Origin of the sequence: Hymenobacter pini (assembly GCF_020421205.1) — a bacterium.
GTDB lineage: Bacteria > Bacteroidota > Bacteroidia > Cytophagales > Hymenobacteraceae > Hymenobacter > Hymenobacter pini.
Genome location: NZ_JAIZZH010000002.1, coordinates 231,315 through 255,650, shown reverse-complemented (window position 1 = coordinate 255,650; position 24,336 = coordinate 231,315). Strand labels below are relative to the sequence as shown.

Here is a 24,336-nt window from a genome sequence, read left to right as displayed (position 1 = left end):
AAATTAGTAAATCGTATACTTGCACGTATACCAAACCTGACGGGCTATGTGTGAAGTGCTATTTGTGCCAGTGGTGCGGGAGCCAATCTGGCTGACTTTCTTTGATTCGTGCGTGCCAGCGGGCTTTCCTTCGCCCGCGGAAGATCACCGCGGTATGAAGCTGGACCTGAACAAGCTGCTGCTGCCTAACCCCGATTCCAGCTACCTGGTGCGGGTGATGGGCGACTCCATGACGGGCGGGGAGTCGGGCATTCGGGACGGGGCCCTGCTGGCCGTTGACTGCCAGTTGCGCGCCGACCACAACGACGTAGTTATTGCCGTGGTGGAGGGGCAATTTACGGTGAAGCGCCTCGTGAAGCGCGCCGGTGACCGTTGGTTTCTGGTACCCGATAACCCCTGCTTTCCGGAGCTGGCCATTGACGAGCCGGATTTGTTCAGCGTGTGGGGCGTGGTAACGCACGTGGTAACCGAAACGCGGCGCAGCCGCCTCTCCAGCCATGTACGCGTTAGTTGATTGCAACAACTTCTACGTGAGCTGCGAGCGGGTTTTTCGGCCCGATCTGGAAAAGCAGCCCGTGGTAGTGCTCAGCAACAACGACGGCTGCATTATTTCCCGGTCTGCCGAGGCCAAGGCCTTGGGCATACGCATGGGGGCGGCGCACTTTCAGGTACGGCAGGAGCTGGAGCGCCACCATGTGCGGGTGTTTTCCAGCAACTACGCCCTGTACGGCGACATGTCGGGGCGGGTGATGCGCTACCTGGCCTCGGTGGCACCCGCCGTAGAGGTGTATTCCATTGATGAGTGCTTCCTGGATTTGCACGGCCTCAAACCCTATTACAAGCCCGGGCAGAGCTTGCCGGAGCTGGCGGCCCACTGGCGGGATACCATCAGGAAGCGTACTCACATTCCGGTAACTATTGGGCTAGGCCCTACCAAAACACTGGCTAAGCTGGCCAACCGCCTCAGCAAGCAACTAGGTGTGCCCTCGGGTGTGCTGCTGCTGGATACCGATGCCCAACAGCAGTGGGCTCTTAAGAACACGCCCGTAAATGAGGTATGGGGCATCGGGCGGCGCTACGGGCAAAAGCTGGCTGAACTGGGCATTACCACGGCCGCCGAGTTGGCGGCCCAGAGCGAGGCCTGGGCCCGGCGCTACCTGGGCGGCGTAACGGGGGTGCGGCTGGTGCGGGAGTTGCGGGGCATACCGTGCTTGTCCATTAGCGAGCTGGGGGAGGAAAATGCCCGAAAAAGCATTACGTACTCGCGCAGTTTTGGGCAGCCGCTCACCACGCTGGCCGATTTGCAGGTAGCGGTGGCGCACTTTGTTTCGCGGGCAGCCGAGAAGTTGCGGCAGCAGGGCCAGGTGGCCAACGTGCTAACGGTGTTTATCAGCCAGGACCGGTACGGGGTGGCCCCGCCGCCGCACACGCAATCCGCCACGCACACCCTGCTTATGGCCACGGCCGATACCACGGTGCTGCTGCTGCAGGCCCTGGCCGCGCTGCAACCAATGATGACGGCCGGTGGCGTGTACAAAAAAGCGGGTGTGGTGCTTAGCGGGCTGGAGCCGGCGGGCCAGCAACAGCAGCATCTGTTTGCGCCCCCGCCGCAGGACACGGCCCGCCGGACCCGACTGATGCAGGAGCTAGACCGCCTGAACGGGCGCTACGGGGCCGGTATGATTCGCTTTGCCGCCGCTGTGTCGGCCCCGCAGGTGGCTACGCCACCCTGGGCGGGCCGCTGCCGTTGGCGCACCCCGGCGTATACCACGCAGTGGGCAGATTTGCCCTGGGTACATGCCCACTAGCCTGAGCTATCAGTACACAGACTATTCATTACAGCTGCCTTGGGTTAGAACAGCACCATAATAACCAGCGTAATCAGCCAGAGCAGCCCGCTGACAATGGACGTGTTCAGGCGGGTTTCGGGCTCGAAGGGCAGTAGCAGGCCCACGCCCGCCACCAGTAACAGCGCAATTGGGAAGATGGCCGTGGTAGGTTTGTACACCCCGCCCCCGTAGGGTGCAAACGGCTCCCGGCCCTCCAGCACCGTGGGGGCCTTCACCAGCCGCACCACGTGAAGCAGGGGAGTGCGCCACACCGTCACGCGCGGGGCGTCCTGGATTTTGTAGGCCTGGCTGGTGTGGAGTTCAAACGTGGTGTGCGGCGTGCGGATTCGGTACGCCATCTGCGGGTTGGAGAGGTAAGCACCCACCGATACGGGCCGCCGCTCCAGTACTGGCTCATCCACAAACTGCTGCAGCGGCAGGGCCCAGTCCAGCGCCAGTACCAAGCAAAAAAGCACGGCCGCGCGGTTTAGCCAGCGGCCTTTCTGAGCCATAGCAGCCATGCGGGCGTACTCAGCGGCTTGGCGCTGCTGAGCCAGCGCGCGGGCATCGGGGCGGGGGGCGTACATATTGCGGCTAGGAAATGGAGTGGAGCGGAGGAAGATGCGGGAAATAAACGGTAGCTCCCAATCATCCGGTATCAGCGCGGACTAAAAAAGAGCGCCCTACCGGGTGGGCAGGGCGCAGGTAAAGAAAGGAGCCGGAAATACGCGTCAGGCAAAATGCACCAGGGCTGCCAGCAGCAAGGTAAAAATCCGGTGCCAGGAGGGGTACGTCCAGGCAACGGTGGGCGTAGTACCCAACTGGCTGATTTCGTGACGGGCCGTGAGTACCCACGTGAGTAAGGTCTGACGGGTAGGTAAGGGCTGGCTGGAGTGAAGCGAAGCGGGCCACTCCTCGGCCGGCCAGGCCAGCAGGAAATACTCGGCTTGGTCGGCAACCCGGGCCAAACGGGCCGGGGCGTAGGGGTCGGTGGAAGACAAGCAACGAACCGAGCGGTACAGGTCGCGCAAAGCGGTTCGGGCCGGTGGGAAAGCAGGATTTTCGCCCAACGGCCGCTCAGGGGTTTGTTTCATTGGCCCCATGTACGTGGCCTTTTTAATGGTTGGATTGTGAAGCGGTACCGCACAAACAATAAAAAAAATGAACGGGTGAAACGGGAATTTTTACGAAGAAAAGTGGGTTTACCGCCAGTTTAGGCCGAAAGCTGCGGGGGCAGTTGGGTATCGTCGGGCAGCACCTCGGCCCCGGTGCCGTGGTCGGGTGCCAGCCGCTTCCAAGCGGCCAGTTTTAGCTCATCGAGGCGCTGCAGGGTATCCTGCACCGTGGCGTGAGTACGGATTTTATCGAGCAGCCCCGATTTGTGGGCAGCTTTCAGCACCTGCTCCAGCACAACGGGCAGCACCCAGCCCACCACGTTGCTGGCCAGCGCGCCACGCAGGCCCAGGCGAACCAGCAAGCGGGCGGCCATGCGCTCCAGCAACAGAGCCCGGGCGGCGGGCAGCGCCTTATCGGCCAGAAACTCCCGCACCTGCCGCAGGTTGCCCTTTTCTACCTCCGCGCGCAGTACATCCTGCACTGAGTCCAGGGCGGCGCGGGCCGCTTGCCGAAACAGGCGCCCGGTTTGCCAGGCCGCTAGGCCCGTGAGCTGGCCAGCGGTACGAAGAAAGCGAGGTAGGCGGGACAGGGACTTCATGATAGAGGGCAACCAACGCAGTACGCGGAGCGCTATACTTTTGCGAAACCTGTGCGTATGGTTCTGTTGCGCTCTACGCTTGGGTAGGGCCCTTTGTTGCTGAACAGTACTTCTTTTCCTCTCTACCACATGAACGCCATTACTATACGCCAGCCCGGCGGCCCCGAAGTGCTGGAGCTGCGCCAGCTGGCCACCCCGGAGCCCGCCGCGCACGAAGTGCTCATTCAGGTAGCCGCCGCCGGCGTAAACCGCCCCGATGTGCTGCTGCGCCAGGGCAAATACCGCGGCAGCGGCGACGTAACCGGTTTGGTGCCGGGGCTGGAAATAGCCGGTACCGTGGTGAAGTGCGGGGCCGAGGTAGTGCGCTGGCACCCCGGCGACGTAGTGTGCGCCCTGCTCAGCCAGGGCGGCTATGCCGAGTATGTGGCCGTAGATGCCCGGCACTGCCTGCCCAAACCGGCGGGCCTGAGCATGGCGGAAGCGGCTAGCCTCCCCGAAACGGCCTTTACCGTGTGGCACAACGTGTTTCAGCGGGGGCAGCTGCAGCCCCAGGAGCGGCTGCTGGTGCACGGGGGCAGCAGTGGCATTGGGGTGCTGGCCGTGCAGCTGGCTCGGGCCTTGGGCAGCACCGTGGCCGCCACCGTAGGCTCCGAGGAAAAGGCCGCCGCCGTACGCGCCCTGGGGGCTGAGCCCGTTATCAACTACCGCACCGAGGACTTTGAGGCCGTACTGCAGGCCAGCGGTGGGGTAGATGTGATACTGGATATGGTGGGTGGCCCCTACACCCTTAAAAACCTGCGCCTGCTGCGCGAGGATGGCCGCCTAGTGTTCATCAATGCCATGCTGGGCGGCCCGGCCGAGTTTAATGCCCTGGAGGTGATGAGCCGCCGCCTGACCATTACGGGTAGCACATTGCGGCCCCGCTCCGCCGAGTTCAAAGCCGCGCTGGCTCGGGCCGTGGAGCAGCACGTGTGGCCGTTGCTGGCCAGCGGGGCCGTGCGCCCGGTGGTGCACGCCACGCTGCCGCTGGCCCAGGCCCGCGAGACGCACGAGCTGCTGGAAAGCAGCGCCCACATTGGCAAGCTGGTACTTACTGTGGGCTAAACCAGAGGTGTCAGGTCAGTTGTGCGTTTTCTGAAATGGCTTAATCTTGGTCATTATCAGAATATTCCGGCAGGACTGTACAATTTCTGGTAACGAAATACGTCTTGCTTGGTTATAAAGCCCAGCCATCCTCGGAGGCGGCAGCTCCTGCCGGTTCTGAGGTCTGTTCCTTCCTTTCTCTTGTTCTGCTCAACGTATGTATACGGCACTTCTAGTGGGCGCCACTGGCCTGGTAGGTAACTACCTGCTCGGCCAATTGCTGCTCGACGACCGATTTACGCACCTGAAAGTTTTTACGCGCCGGCCCACCGGCTACCAGAACCCCAAGCTGGAGGAGCACATTGTCGATTTTGACCAGCCCCGTAGGTGGAGCCACCTACTCACCGGCGACGTGCTGTTCTCGTCGCTGGGCACCACGCTGCGGCAGGCGGGAGGCCAGCAGGCCCAGTACCAGGTTGATTATACCTACCAGTTCCAGGCGGCCAAAGCGGCGGCCGAAAACGGCGTGCCCGTGTACGTGCTGGTTTCCTCAGCCGGAGCCGATGCCGATGCGCTGGTATTTTACAGCCGCATGAAGGGCGAACTGGAGCGCGACGTGAAGCGGCTGCCGTTTCAGCGTATCCGCATTATCCAGCCTGGCATCCTGGCCGGCAACCGGCAGGAGCCCCGGCTCGGCGAGAAGGCCGGCATTCTGCTGGCTACCGTTGCGGGGGCATTGCCGTTGTTGCACCAGTACCGGCCCATTCACGGCCGTACCGTGGCCCAGGCCATGATAAACGCCGCCCTCGACGAAACACCCGGTGTGCAAACCGATACGCTGGAAGACGTATTTACCCGGGCCGGGGCCTGAGGCGCGGCCACAGCGGCAGGCAACCAGGTGGCTACCGTGAGTTGCCTGGTGGGCTGCAGGCGTATTGCCTAGTCTAGCCAGCCCCGCTCCATGGCGTAGCGCACCAGGGCCGCCGTGTTTTTGGCGCCGGTTTTCTCCATGATGTTCTGGCGGTGGGTTTCCACAGTGCGGGGGCTGGTGAACAGCTTGTCGGCTATCTGGGCGGTGGTGAGGCCTTCGCCCACCAGGCGCAGCACTTGCCGCTCCCGGGGCGAGAGTTCATCCGGGGCTTTAGGGGTACTGGTCATGTTGCCGCTCAGCACCTTTTGCAGCATGACCAGCCCCAGTTCTGAGCACAGGAACCGCTTGCCGGCCGCAACCATCTGAATAGCCACCAGAATTTCGGCTTTGTCGGCGTTCTTCAGCACGTATCCGGCCACCCCGGCGTCTAGGGCCTGCCCAATACTGAACTCGTTGTCCACCATCGACAGCATAATGACCCGAACCGTGGGGAACTCCTCGCGCAGGCGCAGGGCCGTGGCTAGGCCGTCCAGCACGGGCATGTTCATATCCAGCAGCACCACATCGGCCGGGGCAGAGGGCAGCAGCTCCAGCAGCTTCTCGCCGTTTTCGGCTTCGCCCACCACTTCCAGCAGGGGCTCACTTGCTAGCAGTGCCCGCAATCCGTCGCGCAGCACGGCATGATCATCAACTAAAACAACTCGAATCATAGGTGGGAGGAGATAAGGGGAATACGGATTCGAACGTAAGCACCGAACTCGGGCGAGTTGCCCGTTTCCAGTGTTCCGCCCAGTAACGCAACCCGGTCACGAATGGTGCGCAACCCCAGGCCCGAACCGGGTATGCCGCCCGGATTATCGGGAAAACCGGGGCCGTTGTCTTCCACCCGCAGCAGCACAAATCCGGGCATAGTTTCAACTTCCAGATACGCCTCTGTGGCGGTAGGGGCGTGCTTTACTACGTTCTGGCACAGCTCCTGAGCCATACGGTAGAGCGCCAGCTGAAGTGCAGGCGTTGGCCTTGGGTCATCCAGCTGAACATGGCAACGAATGTACATCTGCCGGCTGCTAAGCTTGCGGCAGATGTCCTGCAGGGCGGCTTCCAACCCGAATTCCTTAAGCACCAAGGGCACCAGCTCGTGGGAGAGGGCGCGGGTCTGGGCAATGGCCTCCGTAATCAGCCGGCTGGCTTCGGTATAAGCCACCGGCGCCAGCTGATTGGGAGATGATTGCACTTGACTCAGGCGCAGCTTGATGGCGTACAGCAGCTGGCCCACACCGTTGTGCAGGGCCTCGGCAATCCGTTGCCGCTCGGCTTCCTGGGTTTGCTGCACGGCTTCAAACAACGCCCGCTGCTGCGCCAGCCGAAGCTGCAGATTGTCTTCTTCCAGCTGCCGTACCTGGCTGATATCCAGATCCACGCCCAGGAGCAAGCCGGGCAGGCTGGCCACGCTGGGCTGGCGGATGGCCTTCACCCGCAGCGTTTTTACGGCGCTGCCAGCCCGGATGCGCAATGTTTCCTCTACGTGCGTAGTACCGGCGCGCAGTTGCTCGGTCAGGCGCTCGGCCACGGCGTGGTCGTCGGTCAGCACGTGCTCCAGGTACACGGCAGGTGGCACGGCGCTGTGGGGGGGGCGGCTGAAAAGCTGGTACATCCCCGCCGACCAGGTGAAGGTATCGGTAGCGGGATTATACTCCCAGCTACCTAGCCCGGCCACGTCTTCGGCCTGCAGCAGCAGTGCCAAGTGTTTTTGCCGCTCTTCCTCGGCCAGCTTACGGGCCGTAACGTCCAATACCGTGGCTACCAGCCCATCATCGAGGCGCACGTACATGCAGGCCAGCCAGAGCGGGGTAGGCCCGCCCGGGTACAGGTACTCCAACTGCTCCGGCACGCCCGTATCCACGGTGCGTTGCATGGCTTCAAGCAGGGCCGAACCCCGCAGTTCCGGAAAAACCTCCAGGTAGCGCCGGCCGGCCACGTTGGGGCGGCCCATGATGCGGGTAAGCTCCTGATTGACGGATACGAAGGTGAAATCCTGGATGGTGCCGGCCTCGTTGCACACGGCGTGCAGCACGCTCATACCCACCAGGCTGGTGTCGTACACCGACTGCAGCAGGTCGCGGCTTTGCTGCAGGGCCTGGGTGCGGCGCTCTACTTTGCGCTCCAGGGCTTTGGCCAGGTCCTGGAGTTGCTGCTCTACTTGTTTTTGCTCGGTAATATCCAGCATCACGCCGCTCATGCGCAGGGTGCGGCCATCGGGGGCGGAGGCCGTGGCCTGGCCGTGCCCGCTCATCCACCGCTCTTCGCCCTGGGCCGTGACAATCCGAAATTCGGCCTCAAACAACTGTGGGACCTCCACGGCCGCCTGCAGGCGTTGCTGCACGTCGGCCTGGTGGTCGGGGTGTATATACTGGAGAAAGTCTTCGGGGCGGCGCAGTTCAGAGCTGGGCTCCAGGCCGAGTTGCTCGTAGTGGCGGGCGTTCCAGCGGATGGTGTTGGTAGGCAGGTCCCAGTCCCAGGTACCCAGCTTGGCGGCATCCAGGGCAATGCGTAGCTGCTGCTCGGAGGTGCGCAAGGCTTGCTCGGCCTGTTTCCGGTCGTCAATATCGATATTCATACCGGCCCACCTGCGAATGTGGCCCGCCGCATCCCGGATGGGAGTGGCCAGCACGTGCGTCCAGCGGTAGCCCGTGAGGGCATGCCGCATGCGGAACTCGGTATTGGCATTATGGCCCGCCGCCACCGCCTGTCGCCAGTACTGCATCACGCGGGCTCGGTCGTCGGGGTGCACGGCTGTAATCCAGCCATGGCCCATAAATTCCGCCAGCGTTTGGCCGGTGTAGGCCCGCCAGCTCGGACTGTCCTGCTCTATCAAACCATCGGCGGAGGTTTCCCAAACCGCCTGGGCATTGGCCTCAACCAGGTTCCGGAATCTATCCTCGCTTTCCAGCAACGACTGTTCCGTCTGCTTCCGGAGGCTGATGTCGGTAAAGATGACGGCTACTCTGTTGTCTCCTGGTGCTCCAACCCGAAAGGCGTAGAGTGAAAACCACCGGCCAAGAGCGGATGAATGTTCTTCAAAACGGATTGGCTTGCCGGTGCGGGCTACTTGTCCGTAGTGCATAAACCATTTAGGCTCGATGTCGGGCGTAAGCTCCAGAATGGTTTTGCCGGCCGCGTTGTGCAACCCGTTGTTCTGCTCAAACGCCGGGTTGACTTCTAGAAAGCGCCAGTCATAGGGCTGATCAGTGGCATCAAACAGCACCTGGATAATGCAATAGCCCTCATCTATGGAGTTGAACAGGGTACGGTACTTTTCCTCCGAGGCACGCAGGGCAGTTTCTGCCTTCGCCCGCTCCACGGCGGCCCAGGTGCGCTCAGCTACCTCTTCTACAGTAGTTACCTCGGCGGGCGTCCACGGGCGTGCAGCGTCATGGTGCACGGTGAAAACGGCACTTAGGCGTCCCTCTTTCAGGAGGGGAATGGCAATGGCTGCCGATGATTCAACGGCAACGTGCGCGGCCCGCTGCGCGGCGGTCAGGCGGGCGTCCTGGGCAACATCCGTAATAACGAGCGACTTACCAGCCCGCAACACGGCCACTACCGACTCGCCGTAGTCGGCAAAGCGGTGCCGCCGCGGCATGGGCTGGCCCGTTTGAATAAATTCTCCGCTGACTACACCAAATTCGTCTCCGGGCTCGCCCTCTACCTGCGTGTACTGCGCGCGGCTGGCCTGTAAATGGCTCACCAGCAGCTGGCACACGCAGTTGGCAATGGCATCGGGCGAGGCCAGGGGTTTGAGGGCGTCGGAGAGCTGCAGCAAAAACCGTTGGCGCTCCTCGCTCTCTAGCAGGGTGGCCTCCGCCTTGGCCCGCTCTACGGCCGTCCAGGTCAGCTCGGCGGTTTCCTGGGCCAGCTCTACCTCGGCGGTAGTCCACTCACGCGGGGTGCTCTGCACCAGGCACAACACGCCCACGGCCTGCCCGGCACGCACCACGGGCACATTCAGGTAAGATATGACCTGCAACGCCAGGCAGATTTGCCGAAGCTCCTCGTCCACAGTATTGGTGGTGCGCACATCGGGCACAATAAACGGCCGGCCGGCCTCAATAACCGCTTTCAGCACCGTAAACTGCTCGAGCGGGTACACCCCCGCCACGGAAGGTAGGCCCGGGCCGGAAGCGTCGCGGCGGATAATAGCCTCCGGGCCTTCAATTTCGCAGTAGTAGCACCGGTCGGCCTCGAAATGGAGGCGGGCAGCGTGGGTAACGGCATCCTCTACCTCCACGGGCCGCACCACGGTACTCAGGGCCACTCGCAGCCCCAGCCGGAATGCCTGCCGGGCCTCGTTGCGCCGCCGCTCCGTAATGTCGTGGTAGAGCACGGCAAACCGCTCGGGCCCAAACGGGAACATTGTCAGCTCGTGCCACCGGTCCGATACGTTGTCGTACTGCTCAATGTGCTCGGCCTGCTGCGTGTCCACAACGCGCGCTACCTGCTCAAACCACTCCGCACTCAGGCCGGGCAGCACCTCGCCGCATAGGCGTCCCAATACCTGCTCCGGGCGGATGCCAGCGTGCTTTTCAGTGGCGGGGTTGACTTCCAGAAAGCGCCAGTCCGTCACCGCGCCGGCTTCATTGCGTACCACTTCGCAAACCGCAAAACCCTCTTCCATCGTGTTGAACAGGGCGCGGTATTGGTTGCGGGGTTGCTGGCTTTCCTGCCGGAGAGCTTCCTGCTGGGCCAGCTTGCCGGCGGTAATTTCCTCTACGGCTATCAGCAGGCCATCCTCGTACCGGCTGGCCTGCCAGCGGAACCAGCGCCCGGCCACCGCGTAGTTTTCTTCTACATCCACGGCCTGGCCGTGCTCCACACCCGCCACAAAGTCATCAAACAAGCCAATGGCTTGCACGTGCGGGTACAGTTCCAGCATCCGCTGGCCCACGATGTTGGCGCCGGCCAACTGCTGGCTGTGCGCATTCAGCCAGCGGTACTCAAAGTCGATAATCTGGCCTTGCGCATTCCGCACGCTGCGCACCAGTACCAGGCCCAGGGGCGCGGCGTCCGTTAGCGCGGCCAGCAGTTCGGGAGGAGGCGCAGCCGAAAAGGCAGTGCCGGGAAGGGGGGTAGTTTGGAGCATCGGGCAGCAGAAAAGGGGGCAAAAAGAGATGCGCGAGGGGGCTGCCAGGTGCATGAATTTTGGCCGGGTAGATCCGGGACGGCCGCGCAAAAAGTAGGCTTACTGTTCAGTTTGCGCATTTCTTTATCTGAGCAAGTACGGATTCTGCTCATGGGCTGCCAAACTTCGGGCAACAAAAAAGCGCCTACCTCAACGGTAGACGCTACCTAATTGCGCAGCTTACTTTGGCCTTATACTAGGCCTTCTTCCACTTGATGGTGCAGCCAATGGCTTTAGTGGTGCTCACGGTGGCCGGCTTGCCCGCCACAAGTTCCGTCATGGCGTTTTCCAGGTACTTGGTCTTTACCAGCTTGGCATCTTCCGAGTTGTCGTCGATGGCCCCGATGTAGCTCACCACAAAGCTGTTGCCCTGGCGGGTAAGCACGTAGAGGTGGGGCGTGCGGGTGGCGCCAAACTGCCGGGCTACCTGCTGGGTCTCGTCCTGGAGGTAGGGGAAGGCGTACTTTTTCGCCTTGGCCCGCTTCTGCATCTCGTCAAAGGAGTCGCCGGGCACGGTGGCCGCGTCGTTGGGGTTGATGGCCACTACCGGGTAACCCTGGGGCGCGTACTTGGTGTGCAGGTCAATGATGCGCTGCTCGTAGGCCTGAGCGTAGGGGCAAGTGTTGCAGGTGAACACCACAATGTAGCCCTTGGCGGCCTTGTTATCGGCCAGGGACAGGAGCTTGCCATCCACGTTTTTGAGCTTGAAGTCGGCGGCTGTGTCGCCTATTTTGTAACCGGCCTCGGCCACAGGGCGCAGAAACACGAAGCTGCTGAGAGCCAGCACCAGGCAGGCCGCCAGCAAGGGAAGTAGCTTTTTCATGGGATTGAAGAGGAAAAGAGGTGAGTGGAATTTGTCATTCCGAGCAGCGAGAGGAATCTGGGTTAAGCTATTCAGGTAGTAAACTCAGATTCCTCACTTCGGTCGGAATAACAGACGATTATTGCATAAACGCCTGCAGCTGTTTCTGCAGCTCCTCGGCGGTGAATTCCTGCTCGAAGGTTTGGCGTTTGTGGCGGGCGTTGTTGAGTAGCAGGGTGAAGGGCAGGGAGCCGGTCCACTTGGGGTCAATTTTGGCCAGGTACAGGTTGGGGTCGGTTTCGTTGAGCAGCACCACGTCCGATTTTAGCGCATTTTTGGCAACGAAGGGCTTCACCTTTTTATCCAGCTGGGAGGCGTAGTCCATGCTCACCAGCAGCACTTTCACTTTCTGATTTTTATAGGTGGTGGTCAGCTTATCGAAGTGGGGCAGCTCCTTCACGCAGGGTCCGCACCAGGTAGCCCAGAAGTTCACCACGTAGGTAGTATCGGTGGGGCGGGCGAGGCGCTTCTGCAGCTCGGGTAGCTTAATTACCTGTACCTGTTGAGCTTGGGCGGCAGTGGCCAGCAACAGGCCCACCAGCAGGGCAATGAATTTGGGGTACTTCATGTTAACAGAAAAGGGGGTATGCAGCATAAGACAGCGGAACGCCGCCCGAAGTTGCGAAACCGGACCGTTCCGGCCGCTACTTCGTAGAGCACAAACCTTGCGTACCTTTGTTATCCTCTAGAAAAACGCCTCCCAACCGGGTTATGAACAAAATCTATTGCCCCAGCCTCACCGAATACAAGCGCCGCCTCTCCCGTGAAGTGAAAATCGGCGACGTGCCCGTGGGCGGGCTCAACCCCATCCGGGTGCAGAGCATGACTACCGTGGACACGATGGACACGCTGGGCTCGGTGGAGCAGACGTTGCGCATGGTGGAGGCCGGCTGCGAGTACGTGCGCATCACGGCCCCCAGCGTGAAGGAGGCCCAGAACCTGCTCGAAATCAAAAAGGAGCTGCGAAAGCGGGGCTGCAACGTGCCCCTCATTGCCGACATCCACTTCACGCCCAACGCTGCCGAACTGGCCGCCCGAATCGTGGAGAAGGTGCGCGTGAACCCCGGCAACTACGCCGACAAAAAGAAGTTCGACGTTATCGAGTACACCGACAGCAGCTACGCCGCCGAGGTGGAGCGCATCCGGGAGCGGTTCCGCCCGCTGGTGCAAATCTGCAAGCAGTACGGCACGGCCATGCGCATCGGCACCAACCACGGCTCCCTGTCCGACCGGATTTTGAGCCGGTACGGGGATACGCCCCTGGGCATGGTGGAGTCGGCGCTGGAATTCCTGCGTCTCTGCGAAGAGGAAAACTACTACGACGTGGTGTTGAGCATGAAGGCCAGCAACACCCAGGTGATGGTGCAGGCCTACCGCCTGCTGGTGCAGAAGCTCGATGAAGAAGGCCTGCAGCCCTACCCGCTGCACCTGGGCGTAACCGAAGCCGGCGAGGCCGAAGACGGCCGCATCAAGTCGGCCGTGGGCATTGGCACGCTGCTCGAAGACGGCCTCGGCGACACCGTGCGCGTATCCCTCACCGAAGCCCCCGAAGCCGAAGCGCCGGTTGCCAAGGCGTTGATTGATAGATATACAAACCGCGCCGCCGAGGCCAAGCCTATTAAAGCTATTAGCCCCATTTCAGCTATTAGCTCAGAGCTGTTAGCTGATAGCTCTCCGTCGAACGAAGCCAACAGCCAACAGCCATCAGCTAACAGCTCCGCAGGTATCCCCATCGACCCGTTCCAGTACCACCGCCGCAGTACGCGGGAGGTGCTGAACCTGGGCGGGCAGAACGTGCCCCGCGTAATGGCCGACCTCTCGCGGCTGCCCAGTCTGGAATACGCCGATTTGCGCGCCGTGGGGCATCTGTACTCGGCGTTCCTGGACAAGTTTCAGATGAACGACCTGGGGGCCGACTACGTGTACTCGGGCCAGCGCCCCATTCCGTTTATGCTGCCCAACGGCCTCAAGGAAGCCGTGGACTACACCGCCTGGCTGGATGCCGGCCAGCGCCCCGACCACTTTCCGGTGCTCACCCCGACGGAGTACGCCACGGCTGGCCCCCGCCACCCAGAGCTGAACTTCGTGTTCCAGAACCTGGCTTCCCTCACGCCCTCCGCGCTGGCCCAGTTGCGCGAGGATACCACGGCCGTTATTATCCTCTATACCGATAACGCCCACGCCATGCCCGAAATCCGGCGCGCGTTTTTCGAGCTGTTGAACCACGGCGTGCCCAACCCCGTCATCGTCAACCGCCAGTATCCGGAGCTCACACCCGAGCAAACCCAGCTCTACGCCGCCACCGACGTGGGCGGCCTCTTGCTCGACGGCCTCGGCGACGGGGTGGTGCTGAGCACCGAGCTGCTGCCCGAGCGTAGCAAGGAGGAGTGGCTGACCACGCTGGACCAACTCAACCAACTCAGCTTCGGCATTCTGCAGGCGGCCCGCACCCGCATGAGCAAAACCGAGTACATCAGCTGCCCCAGCTGCGGCCGTACCCTGTTTGACCTGCAGGAAACCACCGCCATGATCCGCAAGCGCACCGACCACCTGAAGGGCGTGAAAATCGGCATCATGGGCTGCATAGTGAACGGCCCCGGCGAAATGGCCGACGCCGACTACGGCTACGTGGGCGTGGGCAAAGGCAAAATTGCCCTCTACCGCGGCCAGGAAGTCATCAAGAAATCCGTCCCCGAAGAACGCGCCGTGGACGAACTTATCGAGCTCATGCGCGAAGACGGCCGCTGGATTGAGCCTGTGCTGCTGGAAGAGCCAGTGGTGGGGTAGGCGGCTTGATTACCGTTTTAATATGTGCTACTACGTTTACCTCGGAGCAGATGCTGATTTGCCTTTGGTGGCGTTAGATGCTAAAGAACCTGTTTTTAGCGTGCAGCCAATTGCTGCTTCTGATGCGGCAGTAGCCCCGCACTTCACTAAAAAGAACATATACCATCTGGGCTCCTGGCAAGGATGCTCCTGCGGATTTGCCAACGACATTGATTTCGAAGATGCTGAGTTAGTCGCGAAGAATTCCAGTTCAGTAAATGCCTTGCTGGCCTTCATTGATTCTGCACTCTCACAGGAGGACACAGTAGAGCTTCATACCTGCTGGGCTGGTAATCAATGGCAACTCCCAACTGAGCGAAAAAGCACAAGTCTTCATGAAATCCAGCGTTACGGTTTCGAGTTGGAAGAAGATGTTTTTCTGACTATCACCAGGTAGTGCTATGCGTGACTTCCGTAATTCAGAAACTGATCCATCATTGCATGACGCAGTGGTGGATCAGTTTCTGTTTCATCCTGGGCGTGCCCGGCTTCAAGTGGTCATTTGGAAAAATGATGATAGGCGGATATCATGGTGGCAGTTAATTATATCCGGCATCAGTAATGGTAGTAAGGTCCAGTGGATACAAGATTCGGTGAATGCGGCTCTTGCCAAAGCATCACGGCATAGCTTGGGTTTTCGGATAGATGAATTTAAGTGTGTGAAACAGTCGTCCTCTCAACAGGGATGCGCAATGGCAGTTACTTTGTCTATTGACCATTTGCCGTCGATAAGAATAGAGTGCGGCAAGTGCGACATTCAACGTTTAGACTATCCGCCGCTGAATTTTAAGTGTTAAAACATCCGCGCCGCTCATCCGTCCTCCCCAGCATGAAACTACGCGTGATATTAACCGGCACGACCGGCATGGTGGGGGAAGGAGTGCTGCTGGAATGTTTGCAAAACCCCGAGGTGGAGCAGGTGCTCAGCATCAGCCGGCGGCCTAGTGGGCACCAGCATCCCAAGCTGCGGGAGCTGTTGCACGAGGATTTTCAGAACCTGGGGCCCATTGCCGATCAGCTTACGGGCTACAATGCCTGCTTTTTCTGCCTGGGTGTATCGTCGGTGGGGATGCAGGAGCCGGAATACCGCCGCCTCACCTACGACCTCACGCTGCACTTCGCCCGCACCTTGCTGGCCCACAACGGCCCCGACCTCACGTTCTGCTACGTGTCGGGCTCCGGCACCGACGACACGCTACGCAGCCGGCAGATGTGGGCCCGCGTGAAGGGCGAAACCGAAAATGAGCTGCGGCAGCTGGGTTTCCGGCAGGCGTTTATGTTCCGGCCGGGCTTTCTGCGCGCTACTCCTGGCCAGCGGCACGTGCTGTCCTACTACAAGTATTTCGGCTGGCTGTACCCGGTGCTGCGGGGCGTAGCGCCCAAGTTTGCTTCTACCTTAAAGGAGTTGGGCCAGGCCATGCTGCACGTAGCGCAACGCGGCTACTCCAAGCCGGTACTGGAAGTGCCGGATGTTGTGGCAGCGGCAAAGGAGTAGAGACGTGTATTCGCGTCGCGTTGTTGCTGATGTTGTTTACCGGCTGCGCTTACAGTCGGTCAACGACGAGACGCGTATTCGCGTCTCTACACCGTTCTTACTTACACTTCTCCTTGCGCCGCGTATCAATGATGTGGGCAATGCGCCAGCCCTCGGCCAGCTTTACCAGCTGAAACGAGTTGTAGCCGCAGTGGCTGAAGGTGCTGCCCAGGTAAAACTCGTAGGGTGTCCACATGCTGGCCAGGTTGGCATCAATCAGCACCTTGTCGAAGGTGATGCGCTCATCAAAAACTTCCTTGTGCGGCGTGCCCACGGCCTTCAAAAAGGCCGCTGGGCTTTCGGGCAGCAGCCGGACCGGCTGACCGGGGCGGGCCGAAATTACGTGGAACACTGCGCCGGGAGCCAGCGTAGACCGTACTACGGTGCTGTCGCCCTTGCGCATGCCCTCAAAAAAGCGGTTGATAGTAGCCTGCACGGCGGCCGTTTCGGAGGCGGTGGTTTGGGCTTGGGCTGTGGCAGCCGTGAAGAGGAGCGTAGCCGCGAGCAGAGCGTAGCATTTGGACATAGGGGCAGGAAGTGAAGGGTGAGCAAAAAAGACGGCCACCCAGAGCGCGGGTTGCGGCCCCAAGGTAAATAGCGCGCCGCGTAAATCTTTCTGCCGCCGACGGTGTTACTTTTACAACTCCAAGCTCCTTTGCCTCATGCGGAAAGACCTGTTTAATTTCGGCCCGGCCCTCGGCTATTTCTTTCGGAAAAACGACCCCGCGCGCCATACCAATTTCAACCTGCGCACCATGCACTTCATCAATAAGCTGAGCATGGCCATGTTTCTGGTGGCCCTGTTGGTGCTGCTCTACCGCTGGTTTCTGCGCTAAGCCCGTGCTCAGCCAAAAACGGCCCCGCACCTGACGTGTAACAGATGCGGGGCCGTTTTTGGCTGAAAGCGGAATTGGCGCTAGGGGCGGGCGTTAACGGAGTCGCGGCGGCGGTCAATGGCATCCAGCACCTCCCCGGCGGTAAACTCCTTGTTTACGTCAACGTAGCCGGCGGGCGCAATACGGCGGCCGTTGCTGGTGATGAAGGTGGGGCGCACCCGCATGGTCAGGCGCAGCGGTTCCCGGTCCCGATCGGCCAGGCCCAGTACTAGGTCGGCCAACGCTTCCGCCGACCGTTCGCCCATGGCTTCGCGCAGGTTGCTTTCCACAGTTATGGGGGCAATGGTGGTGCCGTTGGGGGCTACCTCAATACGCTGGGTGGTGCGGCCAGTGGCTACCTGCTTGCCGTCGATGAGGGCAATGTAGTCCAGCTCGTTGAGGGCGGCCGTTTCGTCGTTGGGGTTGCGGATTTCCAGGTTCACCAGCATGCGCAGGGGCAGGTTGCCGGTGGCGTAGGCCGAAGCCAGCCGGGCTTTGTCGAGGGTGCTCAGGTCGCCGGGTTGGCGCACGCCGGTTACATCAATGCCGGCCACGGTAGCCTGTTGCACGGAAGCCAGTCGGAACTGCGCGTTTTTAAAGGCTTTGGCCTGTTGTACCTGCTCGGAAATACCGCAGCGGCTGAGCCCTAGGATAAGCAAAAGGCCCAGCAGAGCCAGCGGAAGACGGGTTTTGGTAATGGTGGGGCGAGTCATGCGAAAAAGAGAAAAAGAAGAATAGATAAATTGCTATACCTACTCCGTTACCAGCCGGTTACTGTTGAGCTTGGATTGGCCATAATGTTGTTGCTGCCATGAACATTGAAGATTTCCGCGACTACTGCCTGCTGAAAGCCGGCGTGACCGAAGAAACGCCTTTCGGACCCAGTACGCTGGTGTTTAAGGTGGGCGGCAAAGTGTTTGCCCTCACCGATATCGACACGTTCGGCAGTATCAACCTCAAGTGTGACCCGGAGCGGGCCGTGGAGCTGCGCGAGGCCCACGACTACGTGCTGCCCGGCTACCACATGAACAAAAAGCACTGGAACACCGTGCTCATTGGCACCGGCGTGCCCAACGGCCAACTGCGGGAGCTCATCGACCATTCCTATGAACTGGTGCGCGCCTCCTTGCCCAAGAAACTGCGCGAGGAGCTGGCCGAAGCCGAGCAATAAGTTTGTAAGGGAAAGCACTGCCCGAGGATAGGGGCCAGCTCATCATGGGGGTAGAGGGGCCATACCCGCCGCTACTACCCTGGTGCACGCGGGCTGTTTGTCGGAAACGGTTGTTTGGAATTATGTACACGCTATACAGTGCGCTATCCGTTCCTGTTCATGCATTTGAGCAGAGAGCCAAACCCGGCAACAAGTTCTTCAGCCTTACGCGCTCAGAGGGAGACATTGTGTATGAGGCGGATTTGCTGCAGCCGCACCGCAAGGATTTCTACCTGCTGGTGTTTGTGCAGCGCAACGTGGGGCGGCACTGGGTAGATACGATTCCCTACGAGCACGCACCCAACAGCTTTTACTTCAGTACGCCTCAGCAGGTGCTGGTGAAAGAGGACCCTACCCCTTTCTGGGGAACCCATTTCTCCTTCACTCCCGAGTTTCTGGCCCTGCAGCAGAACGCGGCACTGCTGGAATTGCCGCTTATTCAGAACCCGCACAATGGGCACGAGCTGCGGCTATCTGCCACGGATGCGGCCTTTGTGGAAGAAACCCTGCGGAAGATTGAGGCCGAGTACGCCAGCCCCGGCGAGTGGCAGCACCGCATGCTCAGCGCCCATTTGGCCGTGCTGCTGACCTACCTGAGCCGCCTCTACACCGAGCAGTTTGCGGCCCAGGAGGTTTCGGTAGACAAGTTTTTGCTGAATGCGTACCAAGCCAAAATCGAGGAGAACTTCCGGGAGCTGCACGAGGTGGGTGCTTACGCGGCTTTGCTGAACATTTCGGCGGGCCACCTGAGCGAGGTAGTGAAGGAGCAAAGCGGTAAATCGGCCATTAAGCACATCCACGAGCGGCGGGTGCTGGAGGCCCGGCGGCTGTTGTTCTACTCGCACCACTCGCTCAAGGAAATTGCCTACGACCTGGGCTTTGCCGACGCTTCGTACTTCAACCGGTTTTTTAAGCGCGAAACCGGCGTAACGCCGGCCGCCTACCGCACCACCATCCGGGAAATGTACCAGTAATACCGCGGAATGGGTGCCAGCGGCGCAAACGGGGCCCGGTAGTTTTGTGCTGTTCACTTACAGATACTTCACTACCATGAAAACCGTACTTATCACCGGGGCCAATAAAAGCATTGGCTTTGAAGCCGCCCGCCAGCTCCTGCAAAACGGCTACTACGTGTACCTGGGCAGCCGCGACTTACAAAAAGGCCAGGAGGCCGCCGCCCAACTTCACGCCGAAGGTTTCCTGCATGTGGAGCCGCTGCAGCTTGATGTAACTGACCGCGCCTCCATTGCTGCCGCCCGCCAGACTCTGGGCCAGAAAACGCCGGTGCTGGATGTGCTCATTAACAATGCCGGTATCCTGGGCGGCATGTCGCAGCCGGCGCTGGGCACCGATGTACGCGTGATTAAGGAAGTGTTCGAAACCAATGTATTTGGGGTAATTGAGGTAACCCAGGCGTTTATCGACCTGCTACGAGCCTCCACCGAGCCCCGCGTTGTGAACGTCACCTCGGGCCTGGGCTCCCTCACGCTGCACAACGACCCTTCCTGGAAATACTACCCGGTGAAAGGAGCTGCCTACCAGCCCTCCAAAGCCGCCCTGAACGCCTACACCATCATGCTGGCCTACGAGCTGCGCGACACGCCCTTCAAAGTAAACGCCGTGGACCCCGGCTACACCGCCACCGACTTCAACCACCACAGCGGCCCCGGCACCGTGCACGATGCTGCTGCCCGCGTAGTGAAAGCCGCTCTACTAGGTCCCGATGGCCCCACCAGCCAGTTCTTCAGCGACGATAACGCCCCGGAAACCGGTATCAGTCCCTGGTAGGTCCAGCGTGTCAGTCTGTACAAGTGCTGCTCGATACGAAAGACGTACAATGAAAAAGGCCCGACGGATAAACCGGCGGGCCTTTTCGCTAACAGCTACTAGCCAGCAGCTAACAGCTCAAATTCTCTACACTACAATGTTCACCATGCGGCCGGGCACCACAATCACCTTCTTGGCTTCTTTGCCCTCGGCGAAGCGGGCCAGAATATCGGTGGCGCGCACGGCGGCCTCGATTTCCTGGGACGTAGCCGTGGCCGGGAACTGCAGCTGCTCGCGAACCTTGCCGTTGATGGCCACCGGGTAGTTCACGGTGTCTTCCACCAGGTATTCTTCCCGGAACTCGGGGTAGGTGGCCTGGCTGATGGAGCCGGGCGCGTGACCCAGCTTCTGCCACAGCTCCTCCGAGAGGTGCGGGGCGTAGGGCGACAACAGCACCACCAGCGGCTCCAGAATGGCGCGCTTGTGGCAGTCGAGGGCGGTCAGCTCGTTCACGGTAATCATCAGGGCGCTGACGGTGGTGTTGAACGAGAACTTCTCAATGTCTTCTTCGACCTTGCGGATGGCCTTGTGCAGGGCCTTCAGCTCGGCGGGTTTGGCAGCCTCATCCGTCACGGCGAAGTCGCCATCCTGGGGGTGGTAGAGGCGCCAGAGCTTCTTGAGGAAGCCGGCCACGCCGCTCATTCCGTTGGTATTCCAGGGCTTGTACTGCTCAAGCGGCCCCAAGAACATTTCGTACAGGCGCAGCGCATCCGCGCCGTATTGGCTCACTAGCGTGTCGGGGCTCACTACGTTGAATTTGCCTTTCGACATTTTCTCAACTTCCCAGCCGCACACATAGGTGCCATTATCTTCTAAGACGAATTCGGCCGAGTTGTAATCCGGCCGCCACTTCTTGAAAGCCTCAGTGTCGAGCACATCGTTGTTGACGATGTTCACGTCCACGTGCAAAGCGGTGGTTTCGTATTGGTCTTTCTTGCCCAGCGTCACGAACGTGTTAGTGCCGTTGATGCGGTACACAAAGTTCGAGCGGCCCAGAATCATGCCTTGGTTGATGAGCTTCTGGAAGGGCTCGTTGGCGGTTACCAGGCCCAGGTCTTTTAGGAACAGGTGCCAGAAGCGGGAGTAGAGCAAGTGGCCCGTAGCATGCTCTGCGCCACCGAGATATAAATCTACGTTCTGCCAATATTGCTCGGCCTCTTCGCCCACGAAACGCTCGGCGTTGTGTGGGTCCATGTAGCGGAGGTAGTACCAGCTGGAGCCGGCCCAGCCGGGCATGGTGCTCAGCTCGTACTCGTACTGGCCCTTGTATTTCCAGTTCTTGGCGCGGCCTAGGGGTGGCTCGCCGGTTTCAGTGGGCTTGTACTCGTCGATTTCCGGCAGCACTAGGGGCAGGTCGGCTTCGGCCACGCCGTAGGCCACGCCGTCCTTGTAATAAATCGGAATGGGCTCACCCCAGTACCGCTGGCGGCCGAAGATGGCGTCGCGGATGCGGAAGTTGGTTTTGCCCTTGCCAATGCCGCGCTGCTCCAGCTCCTGAATCAGGGTTTGGGTGGCCTGCTTGTAGTTCTGGCCCTGGATGAGGCCGTGGAGGTAGGTGCCTTCCTTGGTGGGGTCGGCCTGCTCGTCAATCTGCTGCTGATCCACTACCTGCACGATGGGCAGGTTGAAGTGCTTGGCAAACACGTAGTCACGCTGGTCGCCGGAGGGTACGGCCATTACGGCGCCGGTACCGTAGCCGGCCAGCACGTAATCGGCAATCCAAATCTGGATGGGCTCGTTGGTGAAGGGGTTGATAGCATAGGCCCCGGTGAAAGCGCCCGATACGGTTTTAGTATCAGCCATCCGGTCCCGCTCCGAGCGGCGCTTGGTGGCGTCCTGGTAGTCCTGCACGGCCTGCTGCTGCGCGGGCGTGGTCAACTCCTGCACCAGCTCGTGCTCGGGTGCCAGCACTAAGAAGGTAGCGCCGTAAATGGTGTCCACGCGGGTGGTGTACACCTTGATGTGCGCCTGCTCGTGGCCCTGTACTTGGAAGGTTACCTCGGCTCCGATGCTCTTGCCAATCCAGTTGCGCTGCATTTCCTTCACCGCATCGGGCCAGTCGATGGTATCGAGGCCTTGGAGGAGGCGGTCGGCGTAGGCGGTGATGCGCAGGTTCCACTGGGGCATCAGGCGGCGCTCCACGGGGAATCCACCCCGCTCCGAGAGGCCGTCTTTTACTTCATCGTTGCTGAGCACTGTGCCCAGGCCGGGGCACCAGTTCACGTAGGTATCCTGCTGGTAGGCCAGGCGGTAGGGGTGCACGGCCTGCAGCTTCTGCTTTTCCGTGAACATCTTCCACTGGCCGGCCGTGAAGGCGTGGCGCTCCTCCTCGTCACCGGCCGCGCGGATGCCTTCACTGCCGTTCTGCTCGAACTTCTCCAGCAGGGTTTTGAGGGGCTCAGCCCGGTCGGTGTCGAGGTTGTACCAGGAGTTGAACAGCTTCAGGAAAATCCACTGCGTCCACTTGTAGTACTCCGGGTCGGAGGTGCGCACTTCCCGGCTCCAGTCGTAGCTGAAACCCAGGGAAGACAGCTGCTTGATGTAGGTGCTGATGTTCTGCTCCGTGGTAATGGCCGGGTGCTGGCCGGTCTGGATGGCGTACTGCTCGGCGGGCAGGCCAAACGAGTCGAAGCCCATGGGGTGCAGCACGTTATAGCCCTGCAGGCGCTTGTAGCGGGCCACAATATCGGAGGCAATGTAGCCCAGCGGGTGCCCTACGTGCAGGCCCGCGCCCGAGGGGTACGGGAACATATCCAGCACGTAGTATTTGGGCTTTTCGGACTGATTGTCAGCCTTGAAGGTATTGTGCTCTTTCCAGTGGGCTTGCCACTTCTTCTCAATATCCTGGGGATGGTAGCCGGGCATGGGCAGTCGGGGTACGGTTAATCGGAACGGGCGAAATTACGGAAAAACGGGGGCGGGGCGGCTTTTTTATGCCAACTGCCATTGGGGCCGGCCGAACGCCCCGCCAGCTGAGCCGTAGGAGAAGAGCTAAATCTGAACAGTATGCCTTTATCTGAGTACCCGGCCCTGCTGCTGCGCTGGCTGCGCCAGCGCTTTGATTTGCGGGATGACATGGCCGCGCCCGAGGATATTGCCGAAAGCGTGGAGTCCAGCACCACCTTTCGGGGTACCAATCTGTGGGTGCTCATCTTCGCCATTCTCATTGCCTCGGTGGGGCTCAACGTCAACTCCACGGCCGTCATCATTGGGGCCATGCTGATTTCACCCTTGATGGGGCCGCTGGTGACGCTGGGCTACAGCGCGGCTACCAACCACCCCGGTCTGCTGCGCCGGGCCCTAAAGAGCCTGCTGCTGGCCGTAGGCATCAGCCTGCTCACCTCGGGCCTGTACTTCTGGCTCACGCCCCTGAACGAGGCACAGTCGGAGCTGCTGGCCCGTACCGAGCCCACCATCTGGGACGTGCTCATTGCCCTGTTTGGGGGGCTGGCCGGGGCCGTGGGCCTCACGCGCCGCGAGAAAAGTAACGTGATTCCCGGCGTAGCCATTGCCACGGCCCTCATGCCGCCGCTGTGCACGGTGGGCTACGGGCTGGCCTCGGGCCAGTGGCGCTACGCGGCCGGGGCGTTCTACTTGTTTGCCATCAACTGCGTGTTTATCACGCTGGCGGCGTTTCTGGTGATGCGGTTTCTGCGGCTGCCCGCGCACCAGTTCGAGGATGAGAGCCGGGCCCGACGGGTGCGCCGCCTGATGCTGGCCGCCGCCGTGGTAGTGGCCGCGCCCAGCGTGTGGCTGGGTTACGGCATTGTGCAGCGCTCCGTGTACGAGCACCAGGCCCAGCAGTTTGTGGAGGAGCAGCTCAGCTTTCCGGGGGCCTACGTGGCTACCCGCCAGATTGACGCCCGCCAGCGCCGCATCAATCTGCTGCTGGTGGGGCGCCCCGTAGACACGGCCCGGCTGGGCCAGGTGCGCCGGCAGCTGGGCCGCTACCGCCTGGCACCCACCACGCTGGTAGTGCGCCAAGGGCTACAGGCCTATGATTCGCTGGATGCAGAAGCATTCCGCCGCAGCCTGCTAAACGACGTGCGCGCCCGACAGACGCCGCAGCCGGCACCAGCCGCTGCCGAAGTGGCCCGTTTGCAACAGCTGGCCGCCACTGCCGGGGTCGGACTGCCGGCTGCCTCCACTCTCTTGCGCGAGGTGCAGGTAGAGCACCCCGCCGTGCGCCGCTTGGCTCTCACGCGCCTGCCCCGCCCGGCTTTGGCCGACTCCTTACCAGCTGACACGGTGTTAGTAGTGAGCTTAGATGTGCGCGACTCCCTGCTCCGGCTCGAGCGGCAGCGGGTAGGCGAGTGGCTGCGCGTGCGCACCAATCAGCCCCGGGTGCAGCTGCTGGTGCAGCCGGTGTTGCGGTAGGGTTGAAGTATGTTGGCGGGTTCTTGCGTAACTTTTTGAACGTCATTCCGAGCGAAGTCGAGGAATCTCGCGTGCTGATGTGGTGCTAGTAATTCAACGTCAGCACGCGAGATTCCTCGACTTCGCTCGGAATGACGGGCTAGTAGCTC

The 24,336-nt window shown here is 60.9% G+C and carries 23 protein-coding genes; 13 read left to right on the top strand and 10 right to left on the bottom strand.

Annotated features, from left to right (window positions below):
* Positions 1–46: 46 nt before the first annotated feature.
* On the top strand, positions 47–514 hold the full coding sequence (gene umuD, locus LF252_RS07520; RefSeq protein ID WP_226268964.1) for a translesion error-prone DNA polymerase V autoproteolytic subunit: 468 nt from the start codon (positions 47–49) through the stop codon (positions 512–514).
* Positions 498–1,808 carry a Y-family DNA polymerase gene (locus LF252_RS07515; RefSeq protein ID WP_226268963.1) on the top strand — a complete coding sequence of 437 codons (1,311 nt, stop codon included), beginning with the start codon at positions 498–500 and terminating at the stop codon, positions 1,806–1,808. Before umuD ends, LF252_RS07515 begins: the two co-directional genes overlap by 17 nt.
* Before the next feature lie 44 nt (positions 1,809–1,852).
* Here the strand turns inward: LF252_RS07515 and LF252_RS07510 are convergent, their stop codons facing one another.
* From LF252_RS07510 to LF252_RS07500, 3 genes are all read right to left on the bottom strand, one after another.
* Positions 1,853–2,416: a hypothetical protein gene (locus tag LF252_RS07510; protein ID WP_226268962.1), complete on the bottom strand. Its 564-nt coding sequence runs from the start codon at positions 2,414–2,416 to the stop codon at positions 1,853–1,855.
* A 144-nt stretch (positions 2,417–2,560) separates the two neighbouring features.
* Positions 2,561–2,923 (bottom strand): hypothetical protein, encoded by a 363-nt coding sequence (locus LF252_RS07505; protein ID WP_226268961.1) that lies wholly within the window; start codon positions 2,921–2,923, stop codon positions 2,561–2,563.
* Positions 2,924–3,042: 119 nt separating this feature from the next.
* Positions 3,043–3,543 (bottom strand): hypothetical protein, encoded by a 501-nt coding sequence (locus LF252_RS07500; RefSeq protein ID WP_226268960.1) that lies wholly within the window; start codon positions 3,541–3,543, stop codon positions 3,043–3,045.
* 129 nt (positions 3,544–3,672) lie between these two features.
* Between LF252_RS07500 and LF252_RS07495 the strand changes: the two genes are divergently transcribed.
* Together LF252_RS07495 and LF252_RS07490 are read left to right on the top strand one after the other, a co-directional pair.
* Positions 3,673–4,647 (top strand): NAD(P)H-quinone oxidoreductase, encoded by a 975-nt coding sequence (locus LF252_RS07495; RefSeq protein WP_226268959.1) that lies wholly within the window; start codon positions 3,673–3,675, stop codon positions 4,645–4,647.
* Between the two features lie 196 nt (positions 4,648–4,843).
* Entirely contained in the window at positions 4,844–5,497 is a 654-nt protein-coding gene (locus tag LF252_RS07490; RefSeq protein WP_226268958.1) for an NAD(P)H-binding protein, read from the top strand.
* A gap of 68 nt (positions 5,498–5,565) precedes the next feature.
* On the opposite strand, the gene LF252_RS07485 is transcribed toward LF252_RS07490, so the two are convergent.
* The 4 genes from LF252_RS07485 to LF252_RS07470 all read right to left on the bottom strand — a co-directional run bounded on the left by LF252_RS07485 (position 5,566) and on the right by LF252_RS07470 (position 12,106).
* The gene (locus tag LF252_RS07485; RefSeq protein WP_226268957.1) at positions 5,566–6,207 is read right to left on the bottom strand and encodes a response regulator; all 642 of its coding nucleotides are present in this window, start codon (positions 6,205–6,207) and stop codon (positions 5,566–5,568) included.
* Entirely contained in the window at positions 6,204–10,637 is a 4,434-nt protein-coding gene (locus tag LF252_RS07480) for a PAS domain S-box protein (RefSeq protein WP_226268956.1), read from the bottom strand. Before LF252_RS07480 ends, LF252_RS07485 begins: the two co-directional genes overlap by 4 nt.
* A 235-nt stretch (positions 10,638–10,872) precedes the next feature.
* The gene (locus LF252_RS07475) at positions 10,873–11,499 is read right to left on the bottom strand and encodes a thioredoxin family protein (RefSeq protein ID WP_226268955.1); all 627 of its coding nucleotides are present in this window, start codon (positions 11,497–11,499) and stop codon (positions 10,873–10,875) included.
* Positions 11,500–11,617: 118 nt separating this feature from the next.
* Positions 11,618–12,106 (bottom strand): TlpA disulfide reductase family protein, encoded by a 489-nt coding sequence (locus tag LF252_RS07470; RefSeq protein ID WP_226268954.1) that lies wholly within the window; start codon positions 12,104–12,106, stop codon positions 11,618–11,620.
* 143 nt (positions 12,107–12,249) lie between these two features.
* Here LF252_RS07470 and ispG point away from each other — a divergent pair, with 143 nt between their 5' ends.
* From ispG to LF252_RS07450, 4 genes are read left to right on the top strand one after another with little or no spacing between them, the layout of a single operon-like run.
* Positions 12,250–14,325, top strand: coding sequence for a (E)-4-hydroxy-3-methylbut-2-enyl-diphosphate synthase (ispG, locus tag LF252_RS07465; RefSeq protein WP_226268953.1), 2,076 nt, complete (start codon positions 12,250–12,252; stop codon positions 14,323–14,325).
* A 22-nt stretch (positions 14,326–14,347) separates the two neighbouring features.
* Positions 14,348–14,761: a hypothetical protein gene (locus LF252_RS07460; RefSeq protein WP_226268952.1), complete on the top strand. Its 414-nt coding sequence runs from the start codon at positions 14,348–14,350 to the stop codon at positions 14,759–14,761.
* A 4-nt stretch (positions 14,762–14,765) separates the two neighbouring features.
* Positions 14,766–15,161: a hypothetical protein gene (locus LF252_RS07455; protein ID WP_226268951.1), complete on the top strand. Its 396-nt coding sequence runs from the start codon at positions 14,766–14,768 to the stop codon at positions 15,159–15,161.
* 32 nt (positions 15,162–15,193) lie between these two features.
* On the top strand, positions 15,194–15,859 hold the full coding sequence (locus LF252_RS07450; protein ID WP_226268950.1) for a Rossmann-fold NAD(P)-binding domain-containing protein: 666 nt from the start codon (positions 15,194–15,196) through the stop codon (positions 15,857–15,859).
* 97 nt (positions 15,860–15,956) lie between these two features.
* Here LF252_RS07450 and LF252_RS07445 read toward each other — a convergent pair whose 3' ends face one another.
* Positions 15,957–16,424, bottom strand: a complete 468-nt coding sequence (locus LF252_RS07445; RefSeq protein ID WP_226268949.1) for a nuclear transport factor 2 family protein — start codon at positions 16,422–16,424, stop codon at positions 15,957–15,959.
* Between the two features lie 136 nt (positions 16,425–16,560).
* Between LF252_RS07445 and LF252_RS07440 the strand changes: the two genes are divergently transcribed.
* Complete coding sequence (locus tag LF252_RS07440) at positions 16,561–16,734, top strand: DUF6728 family protein (protein WP_226268948.1); 174 nt, start codon at positions 16,561–16,563, stop codon at positions 16,732–16,734.
* 80 nt (positions 16,735–16,814) lie between these two features.
* On the opposite strand, the gene LF252_RS07435 is transcribed toward LF252_RS07440, so the two are convergent.
* Positions 16,815–17,486 (bottom strand): NDR1/HIN1-like protein, encoded by a 672-nt coding sequence (locus LF252_RS07435; protein ID WP_226268947.1) that lies wholly within the window; start codon positions 17,484–17,486, stop codon positions 16,815–16,817.
* 98 nt (positions 17,487–17,584) lie between these two features.
* Here LF252_RS07435 and LF252_RS07430 point away from each other — a divergent pair, with 98 nt between their 5' ends.
* The 3 genes from LF252_RS07430 to LF252_RS07420 all read left to right on the top strand — a co-directional run bounded on the left by LF252_RS07430 (position 17,585) and on the right by LF252_RS07420 (position 19,771).
* Positions 17,585–17,944: an MmcQ/YjbR family DNA-binding protein gene (locus tag LF252_RS07430; RefSeq protein WP_226268946.1), complete on the top strand. Its 360-nt coding sequence runs from the start codon at positions 17,585–17,587 to the stop codon at positions 17,942–17,944.
* A 122-nt stretch (positions 17,945–18,066) separates the two neighbouring features.
* Entirely contained in the window at positions 18,067–18,957 is an 891-nt protein-coding gene (locus tag LF252_RS07425) for an AraC family transcriptional regulator (RefSeq protein WP_226268945.1), read from the top strand.
* 76 nt (positions 18,958–19,033) lie between these two features.
* The gene (locus LF252_RS07420; RefSeq protein WP_226268944.1) at positions 19,034–19,771 is read left to right on the top strand and encodes an SDR family oxidoreductase; all 738 of its coding nucleotides are present in this window, start codon (positions 19,034–19,036) and stop codon (positions 19,769–19,771) included.
* Positions 19,772–19,897: 126 nt separating this feature from the next.
* Here the strand turns inward: LF252_RS07420 and leuS are convergent, their stop codons facing one another.
* On the bottom strand, positions 19,898–22,675 hold the full coding sequence (gene leuS, locus LF252_RS07415; RefSeq protein WP_226268943.1) for a leucine--tRNA ligase: 2,778 nt from the start codon (positions 22,673–22,675) through the stop codon (positions 19,898–19,900).
* A gap of 141 nt (positions 22,676–22,816) precedes the next feature.
* Here leuS and LF252_RS07410 point away from each other — a divergent pair, with 141 nt between their 5' ends.
* On the top strand, positions 22,817–24,187 hold the full coding sequence (locus tag LF252_RS07410) for a DUF389 domain-containing protein (protein WP_226268942.1): 1,371 nt from the start codon (positions 22,817–22,819) through the stop codon (positions 24,185–24,187).
* Positions 24,188–24,336 lie beyond the last annotated feature (149 nt).